This is a genomic window from Citrobacter sp. KTE30, from assembly GCF_000398825.1.
Taxonomy (GTDB): Bacteria; Pseudomonadota; Gammaproteobacteria; order Enterobacterales; family Enterobacteriaceae; genus Citrobacter; species Citrobacter freundii.
In genome coordinates, this window is the sequence record NZ_KB976055.1 from 1,232,392 (window position 1) to 1,250,852 (window position 18,461).

15 protein-coding genes and 1 pseudogene are annotated in these 18,461 nt (G+C 51.6%); 10 read left to right on the top strand and 6 right to left on the bottom strand.

Annotated elements, in window-relative coordinates; translation table 11 throughout:
• Positions 1-62 precede the first annotated feature (62 nt).
• Together WC1_RS17065 and WC1_RS24825 are read right to left on the bottom strand one after the other, a co-directional pair.
• Positions 63-1,346, bottom strand: coding sequence for a citrate synthase (locus WC1_RS17065; RefSeq protein WP_003831404.1), 1,284 nt, complete (start codon positions 1,344-1,346; stop codon positions 63-65).
• Between the two features lie 203 nt (positions 1,347-1,549).
• Positions 1,550-1,660 (bottom strand): annotated as a pseudogene (locus WC1_RS24825) (hypothetical protein).
• A gap of 383 nt (positions 1,661-2,043) precedes the next feature.
• On the opposite strand from WC1_RS24825, the gene sdhC reads away from it, so the two are divergent.
• From sdhC to WC1_RS17020, 9 genes are all read left to right on the top strand, one after another.
• Complete coding sequence (sdhC, locus tag WC1_RS17060; RefSeq protein ID WP_003831406.1) at positions 2,044-2,448, top strand: succinate dehydrogenase cytochrome b556 subunit; 405 nt, start codon at positions 2,044-2,046, stop codon at positions 2,446-2,448.
• A complete protein-coding gene (gene sdhD, locus WC1_RS17055) occupies positions 2,442-2,789 on the top strand; it encodes a succinate dehydrogenase membrane anchor subunit (protein ID WP_003022916.1) in 348 nt (115 codons plus the stop codon). The genes sdhC and sdhD overlap by 7 nt, the downstream gene beginning before the upstream one ends.
• A complete protein-coding gene (gene sdhA, locus WC1_RS17050) occupies positions 2,789-4,555 on the top strand; it encodes a succinate dehydrogenase flavoprotein subunit (protein WP_003022919.1) in 1,767 nt (588 codons plus the stop codon). Before sdhD ends, sdhA begins: the two co-directional genes overlap by 1 nt.
• Before the next feature lie 15 nt (positions 4,556-4,570).
• Complete coding sequence (gene sdhB / locus WC1_RS17045) at positions 4,571-5,287, top strand: succinate dehydrogenase iron-sulfur subunit SdhB (RefSeq protein WP_003022921.1); 717 nt, start codon at positions 4,571-4,573, stop codon at positions 5,285-5,287.
• Positions 5,288-5,690: 403 nt separating this feature from the next.
• On the top strand, positions 5,691-8,492 hold the full coding sequence (sucA, locus tag WC1_RS17040) for a 2-oxoglutarate dehydrogenase E1 component (RefSeq protein WP_003847318.1): 2,802 nt from the start codon (positions 5,691-5,693) through the stop codon (positions 8,490-8,492).
• 14 nt (positions 8,493-8,506) lie between these two features.
• The gene (odhB, locus tag WC1_RS17035) at positions 8,507-9,730 is read left to right on the top strand and encodes a 2-oxoglutarate dehydrogenase complex dihydrolipoyllysine-residue succinyltransferase (protein ID WP_003022925.1); all 1,224 of its coding nucleotides are present in this window, start codon (positions 8,507-8,509) and stop codon (positions 9,728-9,730) included.
• A 90-nt stretch (positions 9,731-9,820) separates the two neighbouring features.
• Entirely contained in the window at positions 9,821-10,987 is a 1,167-nt protein-coding gene (gene sucC, locus WC1_RS17030) for an ADP-forming succinate--CoA ligase subunit beta (RefSeq protein ID WP_003022927.1), read from the top strand.
• Positions 10,987-11,856 (top strand): succinate--CoA ligase subunit alpha, encoded by an 870-nt coding sequence (sucD, locus tag WC1_RS17025; RefSeq protein ID WP_003022929.1) that lies wholly within the window; start codon positions 10,987-10,989, stop codon positions 11,854-11,856. Before sucC ends, sucD begins: the two co-directional genes overlap by 1 nt.
• A 221-nt stretch (positions 11,857-12,077) precedes the next feature.
• On the top strand, positions 12,078-12,971 hold the full coding sequence (locus WC1_RS17020; protein ID WP_016149803.1) for a PocR ligand-binding domain-containing protein: 894 nt from the start codon (positions 12,078-12,080) through the stop codon (positions 12,969-12,971).
• On the opposite strand, the gene cobA is transcribed toward WC1_RS17020, so the two are convergent.
• Positions 12,950-13,738 carry a uroporphyrinogen-III C-methyltransferase gene (cobA, locus tag WC1_RS17015; RefSeq protein WP_016149804.1) on the bottom strand — a complete coding sequence of 263 codons (789 nt, stop codon included), beginning with the start codon at positions 13,736-13,738 and terminating at the stop codon, positions 12,950-12,952. The two genes, WC1_RS17020 and cobA, sit on opposite strands and share 22 nt — an antisense overlap.
• A gap of 405 nt (positions 13,739-14,143) precedes the next feature.
• Here cobA and WC1_RS17010 point away from each other — a divergent pair, with 405 nt between their 5' ends.
• Positions 14,144-15,046 (top strand): LysR substrate-binding domain-containing protein, encoded by a 903-nt coding sequence (locus WC1_RS17010; protein WP_003022936.1) that lies wholly within the window; start codon positions 14,144-14,146, stop codon positions 15,044-15,046.
• 82 nt (positions 15,047-15,128) lie between these two features.
• Here the strand turns inward: WC1_RS17010 and cobO are convergent, their stop codons facing one another.
• Genes cobO through glsA form a run of 3 tightly spaced genes read right to left on the bottom strand, consistent with a single transcriptional unit; the run spans position 15,129 to position 18,455 of the window.
• Positions 15,129-15,731 carry a cob(I)yrinic acid a,c-diamide adenosyltransferase gene (gene cobO, locus WC1_RS17005; RefSeq protein ID WP_003847316.1) on the bottom strand — a complete coding sequence of 201 codons (603 nt, stop codon included), beginning with the start codon at positions 15,729-15,731 and terminating at the stop codon, positions 15,129-15,131.
• A gap of 9 nt (positions 15,732-15,740) precedes the next feature.
• Positions 15,741-17,393 (bottom strand): class I fumarate hydratase, encoded by a 1,653-nt coding sequence (locus tag WC1_RS17000; protein WP_003835428.1) that lies wholly within the window; start codon positions 17,391-17,393, stop codon positions 15,741-15,743.
• A gap of 60 nt (positions 17,394-17,453) precedes the next feature.
• Positions 17,454-18,455 (bottom strand): glutaminase A, encoded by a 1,002-nt coding sequence (glsA, locus tag WC1_RS16995; RefSeq protein ID WP_016149805.1) that lies wholly within the window; start codon positions 18,453-18,455, stop codon positions 17,454-17,456.
• Positions 18,456-18,461: the final 6 nt, after the last annotated feature.

Sequence of the window (18,461 nt, forward strand, 5' to 3'; positions counted from 1 at the left end):
GAATGCGGTAATTTGAGCAGGGTCTGAGAAAAGCCACCGGAATTACCCGGTGGCCTGAACAATTAACGCTTAATATCAGATTTAAAATCGCGCTTGTCGTAGCCGGTGTACAGCTGACGCGGACGGGCGATTTTCATGCCGTCGGTGTGCATTTCGTTCCAGTGTGCAATCCAGCCAACGGTACGCGCCATGGCGAAGATAACGGTGAACATGGAGGACGGAATACCCATCGCTTTCAGGATTATGCCGGAGTAGAAGTCTACGTTCGGGTAGAGTTTCTTCTCGATGAAGTATGGGTCGTTGAGCGCAATGTGCTCAAGTTCCATCGCCACTTCCAGCAGATCATCTTTGGTGCCCAGTTCTTTCAGCACTTCGTGGCAGGTTTCACGCATGACGGTAGCGCGCGGGTCATAGTTTTTATAAACACGGTGACCAAAGCCCATCAGGCGGAAGGAATCATTCTTGTCTTTCGCGCGGCGAACAAATTCCGGAATGTGTTTAACAGAGCTGATTTCTTCCAGCATTTTCAGCGCAGCTTCGTTTGCGCCGCCGTGTGCCGGTCCCCACAGGGAAGCGATACCAGCCGCGATGCAGGCAAACGGGTTAGCGCCAGAAGAGCCCGCGGTACGTACGGTAGAGGTTGAGGCGTTCTGTTCGTGGTCAGCGTGCAGGATTAAGATACGGTCCATGGCGCGTTCCAGAATCGGATTCACTTCGTATTTTTCGCACGGCGTAGAGAACATCATGTTCAGGAAGTTACCGGCGTAGGAGAGATCGTTACGCGGGTAAACGAACGGCTGCCCGATGGAATACTTATAGCACATCGCTGCCATGGTTGGCATTTTGGACAGTAGGCGGAAGGCGGCGATTTCACGGTGACGCGCGTTGTTTACATCCAGCGAGTCATGATAAAACGCTGCCAGCGCTCCGGTGACACCGCACATAACGGCCATCGGGTGAGAGTCGCGGCGGAAACCGTGGAACAGACGCGTGATCTGCTCGTGGATCATGGTATGGCGAGTGACTGTGGTTTTGAACTCGTCGTACTCTTCCTGCGTCGGTTTTTCGCCGTACAGCAGGATATAACACACTTCCAGATAGTTGGACTCGGTCGCCAACTGGTCAATCGGGAAGCCGCGATGCAGCAAAACACCTTCGTCACCGTCGATGAAAGTAATTTTGGATTCGCAGGATGCGGTAGAGGTGAAACCTGGGTCAAAAGTAAACATCCCTTTTGAGCCAAGGCTACGAATATCAATAACGTCCTGACCGAGCGTACCTTTCAGCACATCCAGTTCAATAGCAGCGTCACCATTTAGAGTGAGTTTTGCTTTAGTATCAGCCATTTACGGTCTCCTTAGCGCCTTATTGCTTAAGACTGCCGGAACTCAAATTTGCCTTCGTGCATCAATAAACCGTTACCAGTTTGTTATTTGGCTCGCCGCTCTGCGAAAGAGGGGATGACCTGGGTACAGAGCTATGGGCGCTTGCAGGTAAAACGGTCTTTTTATGGCGAATAAACTGCAAATCAAGAACTTAGCAATCCGAATTATTTAACCTGTCTATCACTAATAACTGTCCTGAAGGTATTGGTCAATACTTCCACACTGTTACATAACTAAATCTCCGGTGAAAGAGTGACCCCATAACTTTTACGCATTATATGCTTTTTCTGGTGTCGTTTGTAACAACTTTGTTTAATGATTGTCAAATCAGATGATTAAAAATTAAAATAATGTTGTTATCGTGACCTATGTCACTGTTCGGGATAAAACCCGACAAACTATATGTAGGTTAATTGTAATGATTTTGTGAACGTCCTATACTGCCGCCAGGTCTCCGGAATACCCTGCAATCCCGAGCCAACCAGCGTTGTAACGTGTCGTTTTAGCATCTGGAAGCAGTGTTTTATATGACGCGTAGTTATAGTAAGGACGCTGTCTGACCCGCACGCAGACCGGAGGAAGGAAATCCCGTCGTCTTTCAGGCTACAGGTGTCTTCATCTTCTGTACCCGAAGTCTAAAGGGAATAATAAGAACAGCATGTGGGCGTTATTCATGATAAGAAATGTGAAAAAACAAAGACCTGTCAATCTGGATCTGCAAACGATCCGGTTCCCAATCACGGCGATAGCGTCCATTCTCCATCGCGTATCCGGAGTGATCACCTTCGTGGCGGTCGGGATTCTGTTGTGGTTATTGGGTACCAGCCTTTCCTCCCCTGAAGGTTTCCTCACCGCGTCATCCATTATGAATAACTTCTTTGTGGAGTTAATTCTGTGGGGGATCCTGATTGCGCTGGCATATCACGCCGTAATGGGCATTCGCCATCTGTTGATGGATTTTGGCTATATCGAAGAAACCCTCGAAGCAGGGACACGCTCCGCCAAAATTTGTTTCGTTATTATTGTCGTGCTTTCACTTCTCGCAGGAGTCCTCGTATGGTAAGCAACGCCTCCGCATTAGGACGCAACGGCGTACATGACTTCATTCTGGTCCGTGCTACCGCTATCGTTCTGACGTTATACATCATCTTTATGGTCGGTTTCTTCGCCACCAGCGGCGAGCTGACGTATGAAGTCTGGACCGGTTTCTTCTCATCGGCATTCACCAAAGTCTTCACCCTGCTGGCACTTTTCTCCATCTTGATTCATGCCTGGATCGGCATGTGGCAGGTGTTGACCGACTACGTTAAACCTCTGGCTGTGCGCCTGATTCTGCAACTGGCTATCGTTGTTGCGCTGGTGGTTTACGTCATTTATGGATTTGTTGTGGTGTGGGGTGTGTAATGAAACTGCCAGTCAGAGAATTTGATGCTGTTGTGATTGGTGCCGGCGGCGCAGGTATGCGCGCGGCGCTGCAAATTTCCCAGAGCGGGCAGACTTGTGCGCTGCTCTCTAAAGTGTTCCCAACCCGTTCCCATACCGTATCCGCGCAGGGTGGCATCACCGTTGCGCTCGGTAATACCCATGAAGATAACTGGGAATGGCACATGTACGACACCGTTAAAGGGTCGGACTACATTGGTGACCAGGACGCTATTGAATATATGTGTAAAACCGGTCCGGAAGCGATTCTGGAACTGGACCACATGGGGCTGCCGTTCTCTCGCCTCGACAATGGCACAATTTATCAACGTCCGTTTGGCGGCCAGTCGAAGAACTTCGGCGGTGAGCAAGCGGCACGTACTGCGGCAGCGGCAGACCGTACCGGTCATGCGCTGTTGCACACGCTGTATCAGCAGAACCTGAAAAACCATACCACCATCTTCTCAGAATGGTATGCGCTGGATCTGGTAAAAAATGCCGATGGCGCGATTGTCGGTTGTACCGCGTTGTGTATTGAAACCGGTGAGGTAGTTTACTTCAAAGCCCGTGCGACCGTGCTGGCGACCGGCGGTGCTGGCCGTATTTATCAGTCCACCACCAATGCCCACATCAATACTGGTGACGGTGTTGGTATGGCTATCCGCGCTGGCGTGCCGGTGCAGGATATGGAAATGTGGCAGTTCCACCCAACCGGTATCGCCGGTGCGGGCGTTCTGGTCACAGAAGGCTGCCGTGGTGAAGGTGGCTACCTGCTGAACAAACACGGTGAGCGCTTCATGGAGCGTTATGCCCCGAATGCGAAAGACCTGGCGGGTCGTGACGTGGTGGCGCGTTCCATCATGATCGAAATCCGTGAAGGTCGCGGCTGCGACGGCCCGTGGGGTCCGCACGCCAAACTGAAACTCGACCACCTGGGTAAAGAAGTACTGGAATCCCGTCTGCCGGGCATTCTCGAACTGTCTCGTACCTTTGCTCACGTTGACCCGGTCAAAGAGCCGATTCCGGTTATCCCAACCTGCCACTATATGATGGGTGGTATTCCGACCAAAGTTACTGGCCAGGCGCTGACTGTGAATGAGCAGGGCGAAGATGTGGTGATCCCGGGACTGTTTGCGGTAGGCGAAATCGCCTGCGTATCGGTTCACGGCGCCAACCGTCTCGGCGGCAACTCGCTGCTGGACCTGGTGGTGTTTGGTCGTGCGGTGGGTCTGCATCTGCAGGAATCTATCGCTGAGCAGGGTGACCTGCTGGATGCGACCGAAGATGAAATCGATGCTTCTCTGGCACGACTGAACCGCTGGAACGGTAACCGTAACGGTGAAGACCCGGTGGCGATTCGCAAAGCGCTGCAAGAATGTATGCAGCATAACTTCTCGGTATTCCGCGAAGGCGATGCGATGGCGAAAGGTCTGGAAGAGCTGAAAGCGATTCGCGAACGCCTGAAAAATGCCCGTCTGGACGATACCTCCAGCGAGTTCAACACCCAGCGCGTTGAGTGTCTGGAGTTGGATAACCTGATGGAGACCGCGTACGCCACTGCAGTATCTGCAAACTTCCGTACCGAAAGCCGTGGCGCGCATAGCCGCTTCGACTTCCCGGAACGTGATGATGAAAACTGGCTGTGCCATTCCCTGTACCTGCCAGAGTCGGAATCCATGACGCGACGTCAAGTCAATATGGAACCGAAGCTGCGCCCGGCATTCCCGCCGAAGATTCGTACTTATTAATGCGGAGACAGGACAATGAAACTCGAGTTTTCAGTTTATCGCTATAACCCGGATGTTGACGACGCTCCGCGTATGCAGGATTACACCCTGGAGGCGGAAGAAGGGCGCGACATGATGCTGCTGGATGCATTGATGCAGCTGAAAGAAAAAGATCCGTCTCTGTCGTTCCGCCGTTCCTGCCGTGAAGGGGTCTGCGGCTCCGACGGTCTGAATATGAACGGCAAAAATGGACTGGCCTGTATCACACCTATTTCTGCGCTGAATCAGCCGGGCAAGAAAATTGTCATTCGCCCGCTGCCGGGTTTACCGGTTGTGCGCGATTTGGTGGTAGACATGGGGCAATTCTACGCACAGTATGAGAAGATTAAGCCTTACTTGTTGAATAATGGGAAAAATCCGCCGGCTCGTGAGCATTTACAAATGCCTGAGCAGCGTGAGAAGCTCGATGGGCTGTATGAATGTATTTTGTGTGCATGCTGCTCAACGTCCTGCCCATCATTCTGGTGGAATCCGGACAAGTTTATTGGCCCGGCAGGCCTGCTGGCCGCGTATCGCTTCTTAATTGATAGCCGCGATACCGAGACCGACAGCCGCCTGGAAGGTTTAAGTGACGCTTTCAGCGTATTCCGCTGCCATAGCATCATGAACTGCGTCAGTGTATGTCCTAAAGGACTGAACCCGACGCGCGCCATCGGCCATATTAAGTCGATGCTGCTCAAACGTAGTGCGTAAGATTTTGTAGTGGTTGCCGGGGAAGTGATTCCCCGGTAGTACAGGAAACCTCTAAAAACTGCCATATGAGTAGTAATAATCGAGATGTTCAGAGCGAGACAAGGCCGCAACGAAGTCGTAGCCTGAACAGCGAAGATTATTAGACAGTTTTTAAAGGTTCCTTAGCGGACGCAGATGACACGACAGTCCGCAACAAGTGAACCCCGGCACGCACATCGGTGTGCGTGGTAGTATCCACGGCGAAATACTCGTCATAGTTCACGTTGCATGTGCGTTGGCTGCACTTGCTCACCCTGGTCACTTACTGGATGTAAGCTCCCTGGGATTCGCAAGCTTGCCACCTTCCTGAAACGCGATCTATTTAGAGTATTAAATAAGCAGAAAAGATGCTTAAGGGATCACGATGCAGAACAGCGCTTTGAAAGCCTGGTTGGACTCTTCTTACCTCTCTGGTTCTAACCAGAGCTGGATAGAACAGCTCTATGAAGACTTCTTAACCGACCCTGACTCGGTAGATGCTAACTGGCGTTCGACGTTCCAGCAGTTACCTGGTACCGGAGTCAAACCGGATCAACTCCACTCAAAAACACGTGATTATTTCCGTCGGCAGGCGTTGATTACTCCACGTTACTCTTCTTCTATCTCCGACCCTGATGCCAATGTGAAGCAGGTTAAAGTCCTGCAGCTCATTAACGCCTACCGTTTCCGCGGTCATCAGCATGCGAATCTTGATCCGCTGGGACTGTGGCAGCAAGAAAATGTGGCCGATCTGGACCCGTCTTTCCACGATCTGACCGATGCGGATTTCCAGGAAAGCTTTAACGTAGGTTCTTTTGCCGGCGGCAAAGACACCATGAAGCTGAGCGACCTGGTTGTTGCGCTGAAACAAACCTACTGCGGCCCAATTGGCGCCGAGTATATGCACATCACCAGCACCGAAGAAAAACGCTGGCTTCAACAGCGTATCGAGTCTGGCCGTGCCGCATTCAGTAGCGAAGAGAAGAAACGCTTCCTGAGCGAACTGACCGCAGCAGAAGGACTGGAACGCTACCTGGGCGCTAAGTTCCCGGGCGCGAAACGCTTCTCGCTGGAAGGCGGTGATGCGTTAATCCCAATGCTCAAAGAGATGATCCGCCACGCTGGTAACAGTGGTACCCGTGAAGTGGTACTGGGCATGGCGCACCGTGGTCGTCTGAACGTTCTGGTTAACGTACTGGGCAAACGCCCGCAGGAACTGTTCGACGAATTTGCGGGCAAACATAAAGAACACCTCGGCACCGGTGACGTGAAGTACCACATGGGCTTCTCGTCTGATATCGAAACCGAAGGCGGTCTGGTACACCTGGCGCTGGCGTTTAACCCGTCGCACCTGGAAATCGTTAGCCCGGTGGTTATCGGCTCCGTACGTGCACGCCTGGATCGTCTGGACGAGCCGAGCAGCAATAAAGTACTGCCAATCACCATCCACGGCGATGCGGCGGTAACCGGGCAGGGCGTGGTTCAGGAAACCCTGAACATGTCGAAAGCGCGTGGTTACGAAGTGGGCGGTACCGTGCGTATCGTCATTAACAACCAGGTTGGCTTTACTACCTCTAACCCGTTGGATGCGCGTTCTACGCCGTACTGCACCGACATCGGTAAGATGGTTCAGGCACCAATCTTCCACGTTAACGCGGATGACCCGGAAGCGGTCGCTTTCGTGACGCGTCTGGCTCTGGATTTCCGTAACACCTTCAAACGCGATGTGTTCATCGATCTGGTGTGCTACCGCCGTCACGGCCACAACGAAGCCGACGAGCCGAGCGCAACCCAGCCGCTGATGTATCAGAAAATCAAAAAGCATCCGACCCCGCGTAAAATCTACGCTGACAAGCTGGAAGCGGACAAAGTCGCCACGCTGGAAGATGCGACCGAAATGGTCAATCTGTACCGTGATGCGCTGGATGCTGGCGAATGCGTGGTGAAAGAGTGGCGTCCAATGAACATGCACTCCTTCACCTGGTCGCCGTACCTCAACCACGAGTGGGACGAAAGCTACCCGAACAAGGTTGAGATGAAGCGTCTGCAGGAGCTGGCAAAACGCATCAGCACCGTGCCTGAAGCCGTTGAAATGCAGTCGCGTGTTGCCAAAATTTACGGCGACCGTCAGGCCATGGCCGCAGGCGAGAAGCTATTCGACTGGGGTGGTGCAGAGAATCTGGCTTACGCCACGCTGGTTGACGAAGGCATTCCGGTTCGTCTGTCGGGTGAAGACTCCGGTCGCGGAACCTTCTTCCACCGTCACGCAGTGATTCATAACCAGGCGAACGGTTCAACCTACACGCCGCTGCAGCATGTGCATAACGGCCAGGGCACGTTCCGCGTATGGGACTCCGTACTGTCTGAAGAAGCGGTGCTGGCGTTTGAATACGGTTATGCCACGGCAGAACCGCGCACGCTGACCATCTGGGAAGCGCAATTCGGCGACTTCGCCAACGGTGCGCAGGTGGTTATCGACCAGTTCATCTCTTCCGGCGAGCAGAAATGGGGCCGTATGTGCGGTCTGGTGATGCTGCTGCCGCACGGCTACGAAGGTCAGGGTCCGGAGCACTCCTCCGCGCGTCTGGAACGTTATCTGCAACTTTGCGCTGAGCAAAACATGCAGGTTTGCGTCCCGTCTACCCCGGCACAGGTTTACCATATGCTGCGTCGTCAGGCGCTGCGCGGTATGCGCCGTCCGCTGGTGGTGATGTCACCGAAGTCGCTGCTGCGTCATCCGCTGGCGGTGTCTACGCTGGACGAACTGGCAAATGGCACCTTCCTGCCAGCCATTGGCGAAGTCGATGAACTTGATCCGAAAGGCGTGAAGCGTGTCGTGATGTGTTCTGGTAAGGTTTATTACGACCTGCTGGAGCAACGCCGCAAGAACGACCAAAAAGATGTTGCCATTGTGCGCATCGAACAGCTCTATCCGTTCCCGCATAAAGCGGTGCAGGAAGCGCTGAAACAGTTTGCTCATGTACATGATTTTGTCTGGTGCCAGGAAGAGCCGCTCAACCAGGGCGCATGGTACTGCAGCCAGCATCATTTCCGTGAAGTAATTCCATTTGGGTCAGCTCTGCGTTATGCAGGTCGCCCGGCCTCTGCCTCTCCGGCAGTAGGGTATATGTCCGTTCACCAGAAGCAGCAACAAGATCTGGTAAATGACGCGCTGAACGTCGATTAAATAAAGGATAAATAATGAGTAGCGTAGATATTCTTGTTCCCGACCTGCCTGAATCCGTAGCGGATGCAACGGTTGCAACCTGGCACAAAAAACCGGGCGATGCAGTACGTCGTGATGAAGTACTGGTAGAAATCGAAACTGACAAAGTGGTACTGGAAGTACCGGCATCAGCGGACGGTATTCTTGATGCGGTTCTGGAAGATGAAGGGACAACCGTCACTTCTCGCCAGATCCTTGGTCGCCTGCGTGAAGGCAACAGCACCGGTAAAGAAACCAGCGCTAAGTCTGAAGAGAAAGATTCTACTCCGGCACAGCGCCAGCAGGCGTCTCTTGCTGAGCAGAACAACGATGCCCTGAGCCCGGCGATCCGTCGCCTGCTGGGTGAGCATAACCTTGAAGCCAGCGCTATCAATGGCACCGGTGTCGGCGGTCGTATCACGCGTGAAGATGTTGAAAAACATCTGGCGAAAGCCCCGGCTGCGAAAGCCGAAGCAAAAGCGCCGGCAGCAGCACCTGCACCACAGGCTCAACTGGGCGCGCGTGGCGAAAAACGTGTTCCGATGACCCGTCTGCGCAAACGCGTAGCCGAGCGTCTGCTGGAAGCGAAAAATTCCACCGCCATGCTGACCACCTTCAACGAAGTCAACATGAAGCCAATCATGGACCTGCGTAAGCAATACGGTGATGCGTTCGAGAAACGCCACGGTATTCGTCTGGGCTTTATGTCTTTCTACGTGAAAGCGGTTGTTGAAGCGCTGAAACGCTATCCGGAAGTGAACGCGTCCATCGACGGCGATGACGTGGTTTATCACAACTACTTTGATGTCAGCATGGCGGTCTCCACGCCGCGTGGCCTGGTCACGCCGGTCCTGCGTGATGTGGATCTGCTGGGTATGGCTGACATCGAGAAGAACATTAAAGAACTGGCAGTTAAAGGTCGCGACGGCAAGTTGACGGTTGAAGATCTGACGGGCGGTAACTTCACCATCACTAACGGTGGGGTGTTCGGTTCCCTGATGTCCACGCCGATCATCAACCCACCGCAGAGCGCCATCCTGGGTATGCATGCCATCAAAGATCGTCCGATGGCGGTAGACGGCAAGGTTGAAATCCTGCCGATGATGTATCTGGCGCTGTCTTATGACCACCGTCTGATCGATGGTCGTGAGTCAGTAGGCTTCCTGGTAACCATTAAAGAGTTGCTGGAAGATCCAACGCGTCTGCTGCTGGACGTGTAGTTAATAAGAGTATCACCTGCCCCGTAGGTCTGGATGCTTATCAGACCTACGGGTAAAAGATAACGATTACCTGAAGGATGGACAGAACACATGAACTTACATGAATATCAGGCAAAACAACTTTTTGCCCGCTATGGCTTACCGGCACCGGTGGGTTATGCCTGTACTACTCCGCGTGAAGCAGAAGAAGCCGCTTCAAAAATCGGCGCTGGCCCGTGGGTAGTGAAATGTCAGGTTCACGCTGGTGGCCGCGGTAAAGCGGGCGGTGTGAAGGTTGTGAACAGCAAAGAAGACATTCGCGCTTTTGCTGAACACTGGCTGGGTAAACGTCTGGTTACTTACCAGACAGACGCTCATGGCCAACCGGTAAATCAGATTCTGGTTGAAGCCGCGACCGACATTGGTAAAGAACTTTACCTCGGCGCAGTTGTTGACCGTAGCTCCCGTCGCGTGGTCTTCATGGCCTCTACCGAAGGCGGCGTGGAAATCGAAAAAGTAGCGGAAGAAACCCCGCACCTGATCCACAAAGTGGCGCTCGATCCGCTGGCAGGCCCGATGCCTTACCAGGGTCGCGAGCTGGCGTTCAAACTGGGTCTGGAAGGTAAACAGGTTCAGCAGTTCACCAAGATCTTCATGGGTCTGGCGACTATCTTCCTGGAGCGCGACCTGGCGCTGATCGAAATCAACCCGCTGGTTGTCACCAAGCAGGGTGACCTGATCTGCCTCGACGGCAAACTGGGTGCTGACGGCAACGCGCTGTTCCGCCAGGCTGACCTGCGCGAAATGCGCGACCAGTCTCAGGAAGATCCGCGTGAAGCGCAGGCTGCGCAGTGGGAACTGAACTACGTTGCGCTCGACGGCAACATCGGTTGCATGGTTAACGGTGCGGGCCTGGCAATGGGCACCATGGACATCGTTAAGCTGCACGGCGGCGAACCGGCTAACTTCCTCGACGTTGGTGGCGGTGCGACCAAAGAGCGTGTAACCGAAGCGTTCAAAATTATCCTCTCTGATGACAATGTTAAAGCCGTACTGGTTAACATCTTCGGCGGTATCGTACGTTGCGACCTGATCGCTGACGGTATCATCGGCGCGGTAGCAGAAGTAGGTGTAAACGTTCCGGTCGTGGTACGTCTGGAAGGTAACAACGCTGAACTCGGCGCGAAAAAACTGGCTGATAGCGGCCTGAATATTATTGCAGCGAAAAGTCTGACGGATGCAGCTCAGCAGGTTGTTGCCGCAGTGGAGGGGAAATAATGTCAGTTTTAATTAATAAAGATACCAAGGTTATCTGCCAGGGCTTCACCGGTAGCCAGGGGACATTCCACTCCGAACAAGCGATTGCTTACGGTACGCAGATGGTTGGCGGCGTAACGCCAGGTAAAGGCGGTACCACGCACCTGGGCCTGCCGGTGTTCAACACCGTGCGTGAAGCTGTAGAAGCGACTGGCGCTACCGCCACCGTTATCTACGTTCCGGCACCGTTCTGCAAAGACTCCATTCTGGAAGCAATCGATGCAGGCATCAAGCTTATCATCACCATCACCGAAGGCATTCCGACGCTGGATATGCTGACCGTGAAGGTGAAGCTGGATGAAGCTGGCGTGCGCATGATCGGCCCGAACTGCCCAGGTGTTATCACCCCGGGCGAGTGCAAAATCGGCATCATGCCGGGCCACATTCACAAGCCGGGTAAAGTGGGTATCGTTTCCCGTTCAGGTACCCTGACCTATGAAGCGGTTAAGCAGACTACCGACTACGGTTTCGGCCAGTCCACCTGTGTGGGCATTGGTGGCGACCCGATCCCAGGTTCTAACTTCATCGACATCCTGAAGCTGTTCCAGGAAGATCCGCAGACTGAAGCGATCGTCATGATCGGTGAGATCGGCGGTAGCGCTGAAGAAGAAGCGGCGGCATACATTAAAGATCATGTAACCAAGCCGGTTGTGGGTTACATCGCGGGTGTGACTGCGCCGAAAGGTAAGCGTATGGGTCACGCGGGTGCGATCATCGCAGGTGGGAAAGGTACGGCGGATGAGAAATTCGCTGCGCTGGAAGCTGCAGGCGTGAAAACTGTTCGTAGCCTGGCCGATATCGGCGAAGCGCTGAAAACCGTTATTAAGTAATAAATAAAAAACAGCCCTGACTCTCTGCGTAGTCAAGGGCTGGTCCCGTTTCGACATGGTTGGCCATCTGATGATGGCCTTTTTTTTTAGTTATCTGAATCTTGCAAATTACTCATAATCATCTGCATAAATGAGATTATTTTTTGCGGTGAACATCATTCTTTCTCTTGATTAAATTCTGCATATTACCGGCTTTAATTTCATTAATGCCGGAGGATACCGTGTCGTTGAAAATTCAGGATGATTACCTACAACGTTTTTTCTCAATAGCAAAGGTATTTTCCAGTGCGACTGGATTAGCCACCGTCGTGGTTGATGTTACCGGAAAAATTCTCTCAGATTGTCATAATTTTAATTCGTTCTGCACATTAATGCGGGCGGATGAACGCTATTGTGTGAGTTGCCAAAAGTGTGACAAGTATTGTGCTTTTGAAGGATTAAAACACCTTAAACCCAGAATACTCAGCTGTCATGCAGGGCTAAGTCTGTTTTCTATGCCATTAATTCGCGAGGGGCATCTGTACGGTTTTATGCTCTGTGGGCAGGTGCGGGCAAAATATCAGGAATATAAAACCATCATTATTGATAATGAATACTCATGGATGGATGAACCAAAAATAAAAACTGAATGGAGTCAGGTGGCGGTAGTCGATAATAATACGCTGGTGGCATCAGCAAATTTATTGAATTTTATTATTGATAATTTTGAGACAGAACAACAACAATCTGATGAGATTGTTATCCCAGCGACCAGTTACATGCGTCATTATTTTACAGAACCTTCCCGACACGAGAAAAAGCTACTGGCAGCGTTGCGTTATATCGATGAGAATTTGTATGGTGAATTATCCCTGGAATCCGTAGCAGCTCACGTCTGCTTAAGCGCAAACTATTTCAGCCGTTTTTTTAAGAAACGGCAGGGCGTTAACTTTAAAACCTGGGTGAATCAGAAAAAAATGCAAAAAGCGGGGGAGTTATTGCACGATCCCGTTCATTCCATAGACAGCATTGCCCGGAAACTCCAATACGCACAAACCAGCTACTTTTGCCGCGTTTTCCGGGCGGCGCATCAAACGTCGCCCCAGTCTTTTCGTCATGCCAGACTGTCACAGTAAAGGTTTTCTGGCAGCTTAAAGGCTTCAGGGATAAAAGAGAGCCGATCGCTCAGGGTTACCACATCACCAATCACTATCAGTGCAGGGGGAAGGATGTTAGCTTCCTGTGCCTTGCTCAGTAGTGAACCGAGCGTACAGGTCAGTCGGCGTTGATTATCGCGGGTGGCAGACATAATTAGCGCTGCAGGCGTATCTGCTGATTTTCCACCCATCAATAATTCCTCACAGATAAACGCCAGATTGGCGATACCCATGACGATAACCAGGGTACCATTCAGTTTTGCCAGTTGACGCCAGTCCTGCTGTTGGTTGCCCTCCCGTGTATGGCCGGTCACGACGTGAAATCCCGAGGCGAAATCGCGGTGTGTTACCGGAATCCCGGCATAGGTCAGGCCACCAATAGTTGAGCTGATACCCGGCACCACTTCAAACGGGATGCCCGTCTCGACGAGCTCCTCAACTTCTTCAGCCCCGCGTCCAAAAACATACGGATCGCCACCTTTCAGGCGTACAATATTATTGTGAGTTTGGGCATACTGGACAAGCAGCGCATTGATTTCATCCTGGGGTACACAATGGAAGCCTGGGTTTTTGCCGGCATTGATAAGCAGGCAATCTGGTAATGCCCATTCCAAAATTTTAGGATTGACCAGCCGATCGTAAATAATGACGTCAGCCTGTTTAATGCACATCATTGCTTTGAGGGTGAGCAATGAAATATCACCGGGACCTGCCCCAACGAGCCAGACCTTTCCGAAAGTTTTCACATTGTGTCCTTTATCACGTCTAACAAAAAAAGGCAGAAACTACATCAAGGAATGATAAAAAGCAGTCGTTTGCCCGTAAGTTATAACGTGAAATTATCCAAAATTATCGCATTGATAATATTGATTAATCTCGCAAAGTTTTTTCTGCAATAAACAAGATGACTTGAAAAATTATTAAGAACTTATTGGCACTATTTGCTTAAGTTTAACCTTATTTAAATTGTGTTTATTGTTTCCCTTAAGTATTATTGGTTAATATTTACCCGTCATCAGTGTGAGTAAATCATGGATTGGATCAATGACATCAATGGATAAAATAAAATATAACTCTCGATGCTTATCTGGGTGTCTTGAATTATTTTTTATAAATTAAACTATTTTTGTACGCTGCAAATGGAAGAGGTTATGAGAGGAAAAATACCCAAGACGGAGTTGCTGGTAACTTTTGAAGTGGTTGCGCGTCACGAAAGTTATACCCGGGCAGCTGAAGAGCTGGCTTTAACACAAAGTGCTGTTTTCCGCCAGGTAAATGCACTGGAGGATTTTCTCAATACCGCGCTATTTAATCACGCCAAAAAACGCATTTTTTTAAATGCGGCGGGCAAACACTATTTAAGCATCGTTAAAGAAACGTTAAATAAGCTTGAACGAGATACGACGACGATAATGACCTGGCAGCCGACTGTACAGGTTATTGAGCTGGCGGTGAATCCGACGTTCAGCACGCACTGGCTGATCCCAAACCTGCGTGAATTTAACAAACTTAATCCTGATATTATCGTGAACATTCATTCCCTGGCGAATATTGGTGATTTTCTCAATCGAGAGTATGACGCGGCAATCATGCGCGAAGACTTTTATTCGCCATGGTCAGGGGTTGAGTACCTGTTTGAAGAGGAGATTCTGCCGGTATGCAGTCGCTGTTTGCTGGCCGAACCGGAACGAAAACTGGCGGTAAACGAATTACTAAACGAATTCCCGCTATTGCACCAAAGCACGCGCATCAAAGGGTGGCAGGAATGGTTTGCGCTGTCAGATGTCAGCAGTCCGTTGGTGAATAAAGGTCCGAGATTTGATTTGTTATCGATGCTGATCGCGGCGGTCCGCTCTAATCTGGGCGTTGCGCTGCTCCCGCGTTTTGCCATTCAGCACGATCTGGACAGTGGCGATATGGTCATTCCTTGCGATGTTCCGATGCGTACCGGGAATCGATTTATTATGACATGGCGTGAAGAAAAATCGGAATCCGAGCATTTACAGATTTTCCGCAACTGGTTGCTCAGTAAGTCCGTAGTATCGGCTGCCTGAGGGTGGCTTATGCCTTATCAGGCCTACAACGATGGGTAGGCCGGATAAGACGCGTTAGCATCGTTATCCGGCAAAAGAACGGCTACCAGTCGATCCCAATCTGTGCCTGAATACCGCGGTCAAACGCGTGTTTGACCGGGCGTATTTCACTGACCGTATCGGCCAGTTCCAGTAACAGCGTATGGCATCCGCGTCCTGTGACGATAACGCTCTGACCGGCAGGACGATTTTCGATGGCGTTGATAACCTCTTGCGTATCCAGATAGTGGTAAGCCAGCATGTAGGTGAGTTCATCCAGCACCACTAGATCGTAATGCGCATCAGCCAGCATGCGCTTACTTTCCTGCCAGACAACCGTTGCCGCTTCGATATCTGCTTGCCGATTTTGGGTTTCCCAGGTAAATCCGGTACCCATAATATGGAATTCGACGCCGAGCGGTTGCAGTGTGTTGTACTCACCATTATCCCACTGACCTTTAATAAACTGCGCGATGCCAACGGTTTTTCCGTGACCCACTGCGCGCGTTGCCGTGCCAAAGGCTGCGGTGGATTTTCCTTTTCCATTGCCGGTGAAGACAATCAGGATCCCTTTCTTCTCCGTTGCAGCCGCTACGCGGGTATCAACCTGCTCTTTTAGCTTCTGCTGACGCTGACGGTGTCTGTCGTTATTGGCGCGCGCTTCCATGGAAACTCCTTAATGCCCTGCCGGACAAGTTGCGCAGCGATGCTGCTGCTCGAACTGGCTGAAGAAGTTATTACCTTTGTCATCCACTAATACGAAGGCGGGCATATTTTTAACTTCCATCATCCACACCGCTTCCATTCCCAGTTCTGGATATTCAAGACACTGCAGACTCTTCACGTACTGTTGCGCCAGTAGGGCGGCGGCACCGCCAATGCTGCCGAGGCTAAATCCACCGTGTTTGTGACAGGCATCAGTGACCTGCTGGCTGCGGTTACCTTTGGTGAGCATAATGAGGCTGCCGCCTTGTGCCTGGAAAGCATCGACATACCCATCCATGCGCCCGCCGGTGGTGGGTCCCATTGAGCCACAGGCCTGATTTTCCGGGGTTTTGGCTGGACCAGCATAGTAAACGATATGCTTTTTCATGTATTCCGGCATCGGTTCACCGTTATCCAGTCGCGCTTTGATGTTCGCGTGAGCGATATCGCGAGCCACAACAATCGGGCCGCTTAACGACAGACGTGTACCAATGGGCAAGGCGGAGAGATCATGCAGGATCTCGCGCAGCGGACGGTTCAGATCCAGTTGTACGGTCTGGGCGCCGTTTTCTACCCGGTGAGAATCGGGGATAAATTTGCCCGGATTATGCTCGAGTTTTTCCAGCCAGATACCGTGTTTATTAATTTTGGCTTTAATGTTGCGGTCGGCAGAGCAGGAGAGGGCCATCGCGATTGGGCAGGAGCCGCCGTGGCGCGGTAAGCGAATTACGCGAATATCGTGGGCAAAGTATTTGCCGCCAAACTGCGCCCCGATGCCAAACTCACGGCTGGCATTGAGCAACTCGGCTTCCAGCGCCGTATCACGGAACGCCTGGCCCAGCTCGTTCCCGCTGGTGGGCAGATTATCGTAATATTTGGTTGAAGCCAGTTTGGCGACTTTCAGCGTCTGGTCGGCGGATAAGCCCCCAACCACAAAAGCGATGTGATACGGCGGACAAGCGGCTGTACCCAGTGATTTCATTTTTTCGATCAGGAACGCGGTGAGCTTTTCCGGCTGCAGAATGGATTTGGTTTCCTGGAATAACGCCGCCTTATTGGCAGAACCGCCGCCTTTGTTGACGAACAGGAATTTATATTCATTGCCCGGCGTGGCGCTGATGTCGATTTGCGCCGGCAGGTTTGTCTGAGTATTGACCTCGGTATACATGTCCAGCGGGGCATTTTGCGAGTAACGCAGATTGTTTTCGGTGAAGGTGGTATACACGCCTTTGCTTAAGGCTTCGGCGTCATCGCCGCCGGTCCAGACATGTTGCCCTTTGCTGGCCACAATGGTTGCCGTCCCGGTGTCCTGGCAGTTAGGCAGTACACCTTTAGCTGAAACCTCTGCATTGCGCAGCAGCTGCAATGCGACGTACTTATCGTTACCGCTGGCCTGTGGGTCGTGCAAAATGCTGGCAATCTGTTTTAAATGTCCGGCGCGCAGGAAAAATGAAGCCTCATAAAACGCCTGCTGTGCTAACAAGGTTAACGCTTCCGGTGCAACCTTGATAACTTCCTCTCCGTCTAACTCCGTTACCGTAACGTGCTGGTTACTGAGTAATTCATATTCGGTACTATCTTTACTCTGAACAAAGAGTTCCTGCCAGACAAATGGTTTAGACATGTTTACTTCTCACCTCTTCGTATTGTTTGCCGGATAAGCAATGTGCCATCCGGCGTAAAGTTATTTGGCTAAAAAGACGTTGGCTTTTGTCGCTTCGGCGACATATTCGATAGTTTTCTGGGCACGAACGCTGTTTCCGGCTTCATCAAGCGGCGGAGAATAGACCGCAATCGCATATTCGCCTGGGACGACGGCAACCATGCCGCCGCCGACGCCGCTTTTCGCCGGAATGCCAACGGTGTACAGCCATTTACCGCTGCCGTCGTACAGTCCGGCAATTGCCATTTCTGCCAGTACCTGTGGAACATATTTCTCATTCAGCAACTGTTTGCCGTTGAACGGAGATTTGCCTTTGTTCGCCAGTACGGCACCCATTTTGGCCAGTTGCTCAACGGTGATATCCACCGAGCACTGGCGGGTATAAATTTCAACGGCTTCGTCAGTGTTGCCATAGAAGCTGTTATAGGATTCCATCAGTTTGGCCAGCGCCTGATTGTGCTGGTTGGTTTCCATTTCAGATTTGAAAACCGGTTCGTTTACGGTGAGAGTGGCATCGGCCCAGACGTTCAGGTTGTCGAGGATTTTGTTCCAACGATCGCTTTTGTCTTTGGCTTCAATCAGGCTAACGGTGCTCATGGCCCCGGCGTTTACCAGTGGGTTTTCAGGCGCGCCTTTGGTCAGTTCAACGGCCAAACCTGAGTTGAACGGCATGCCGGTGGCATTGGCGCCAAGTTTATCCAGCACTACCTGTGGACCGTGCTGCTCCATGGCGAGCGCCATGGTGAACACTTTACTCAGGGATTCCATTGGGAAAGGTTTGTTAACATCGCCAACCTGGTAGATCTTGCCGTCCACCGTCGCAATGGTGATGGCAAAATTTTTCGGGCTATAGGTCGCCAGAGCAGGGATGTAGTCGGCGACTTTTCCATCGTTATTACTTTTGTACTTCTGATGAGCCTGTTCTATCAGCTTGGCGTAGTCGGGCGTGGTTTGCGCGAATGTGGTTGCGCTAAACAAGACGCTGAAAGAAAAGAGACTCACGCCGATAATTGTTTTATTCATTGTGCG

Excerpts from the sequence above, each read along its gene's own strand:
- sdhC (WP_003831406.1), top strand. The coding sequence starts at position 2,044 with ATGTGGGCGTTATTCATGATAAGAAATGTGAAAAAACAAAGACCTGTC.
- glsA (WP_016149805.1), bottom strand. The coding sequence starts at position 18,455 with ATGAATAAAACAATTATCGGCGTGAGTCTCTTTTCTTTCAGCGTCTTG.
- sdhB (WP_003022921.1), top strand. The coding sequence starts at position 4,571 with ATGAAACTCGAGTTTTCAGTTTATCGCTATAACCCGGATGTTGACGAC.
- odhB (WP_003022925.1), top strand. The coding sequence starts at position 8,507 with ATGAGTAGCGTAGATATTCTTGTTCCCGACCTGCCTGAATCCGTAGCG.
- WC1_RS17010 (WP_003022936.1), top strand. The coding sequence starts at position 14,144 with ATGAGAGGAAAAATACCCAAGACGGAGTTGCTGGTAACTTTTGAAGTG.
- sdhA (WP_003022919.1), top strand. The coding sequence starts at position 2,789 with ATGAAACTGCCAGTCAGAGAATTTGATGCTGTTGTGATTGGTGCCGGC.
- sucC (WP_003022927.1), top strand. The coding sequence starts at position 9,821 with ATGAACTTACATGAATATCAGGCAAAACAACTTTTTGCCCGCTATGGC.
- cobO (WP_003847316.1), bottom strand. The coding sequence starts at position 15,731 with ATGGAAGCGCGCGCCAATAACGACAGACACCGTCAGCGTCAGCAGAAG.
- WC1_RS17000 (WP_003835428.1), bottom strand. The coding sequence starts at position 17,393 with ATGTCTAAACCATTTGTCTGGCAGGAACTCTTTGTTCAGAGTAAAGAT.
- sdhD (WP_003022916.1), top strand. The coding sequence starts at position 2,442 with ATGGTAAGCAACGCCTCCGCATTAGGACGCAACGGCGTACATGACTTC.
- WC1_RS17065 (WP_003831404.1), bottom strand. The coding sequence starts at position 1,346 with ATGGCTGATACTAAAGCAAAACTCACTCTAAATGGTGACGCTGCTATT.
- sucD (WP_003022929.1), top strand. The coding sequence starts at position 10,987 with ATGTCAGTTTTAATTAATAAAGATACCAAGGTTATCTGCCAGGGCTTC.
- sucA (WP_003847318.1), top strand. The coding sequence starts at position 5,691 with ATGCAGAACAGCGCTTTGAAAGCCTGGTTGGACTCTTCTTACCTCTCT.